The sequence below is a fragment of the Streptomyces anandii JCM 4720 genome (genome assembly GCF_014650655.1).
Taxonomy (GTDB): domain Bacteria; phylum Actinomycetota; class Actinomycetes; order Streptomycetales; family Streptomycetaceae; genus Streptomyces; species Streptomyces anandii.
In genome coordinates, this window is record NZ_BMVJ01000002.1 from 57,451 (window position 1) to 58,718 (window position 1,268).

The window sequence follows — 1,268 nt, forward strand, 5'->3', positions numbered from 1 at the left end:
GAGGATCTCGGCGCCGCCGGGTCCCAGCTGTCCACCGCGCCCACCGAGACCGCGGTCCCCGGCTCCTTCGGCGGCAACCGCGCCCCCGGCGCGGCCGGCTGGCTGGCCTGGACCGGGCGGGAGGTCATCGGCTGGTCCCGCTGGTTCTGGCGGCAGCTCACCTCCATGCGGGTCGCGCTGCTGCTGCTGTTCCTGCTCTCGCTCGGCGCCGTCCCCGGCTCGCTGATCCCGCAGACCAACACCAACGCCATGAAGGTCGACGCCTTCCGGCAGGCGCACAAGACCCTCGCGCCGCTGTACGACAAGCTCGGCCTGTTCCACGTCTACAGCTCGGTGTGGTTCTCCGCGATCTACATCCTGCTGTTCGTCTCCCTCATCGGCTGCATCGTGCCGCGCACCTGGCAGTTCACCGGCCAGCTGCGCAGCCGCCCGCCGGGCGCCCCCAAGCGGCTGACCAGGCTGCCCGCGTACGCCACCTGGCGCACCGGCGCCACGCCCGAGGAGGTCCGCGAGGCCGCGCTGGGCGTGCTGAAGGACCGCCGCTTCCGCGCCCACACCGCCGGTGACGCCGTCGCCGCCGAGAAGGGCTATCTGCGCGAGGCCGGCAACCTCGTCTTCCACATCGCGCTGATCGTGATGCTGGTCGCCTTCGCCTGGGGCCAGCTGTACAAGACCGAGGGCAACAAGCTGATCGTCGAGGGCGACGGCTTCTCCAACACCCTCACCCAGTACGACGACTTCAAGTCCGGCAACCTCTTCAACGACGACGACCTGGTGCCGTTCAGCTTCAACCTGGACAAGTTCACCGCCACCTACGAGCGCAGCGGCCCCAACAAGGGCACCGCCCGCACCTTCCAGGCGGCCGTCGACTACAGCGTGGGCGCCGACGGCAAGGAGCGGCGCACCACCGTCAAGGTCAACGAGCCGCTGGAGATCGGCGACGCCAAGGTCTACCTCGTCAGCCACGGCTACGCGCCCACGGTCACCGTCCGCGACGGCAAGGGCAACGTGGTGCTGCACCAGGCCGTGCCGATGCTGCCGATCGACTCCAACGAGACCTCGCAGGGCGCGATCAAGGTCCTCGACGGCTACCGCGACGCGCAGGGCAAGTCCGAACAGCTCGGCTTCTCCGCGTTCTTCGTGCCCACCTTCGCGGGCGCGGGCCAGGGCACGATGTTCTCCCAGTTCCCCGCGCTGGACTTCCCCGTCCTCGCGGTGAGCGGCTACCACGGCGACCTGGGCGTCAACGCGGGCGTCCCGCAGAACGT

The 1,268-nt window shown here is 70.0% G+C and carries 1 protein-coding gene; it reads left to right on the top strand.

From position 1 onward, the window contains the following. Positions 1-1,268, top strand: a 1,268-nt coding sequence (resB, locus tag IE249_RS03360) for a cytochrome c biogenesis protein ResB (RefSeq protein ID WP_229857396.1), incomplete at both ends; no start/stop codon positions are given.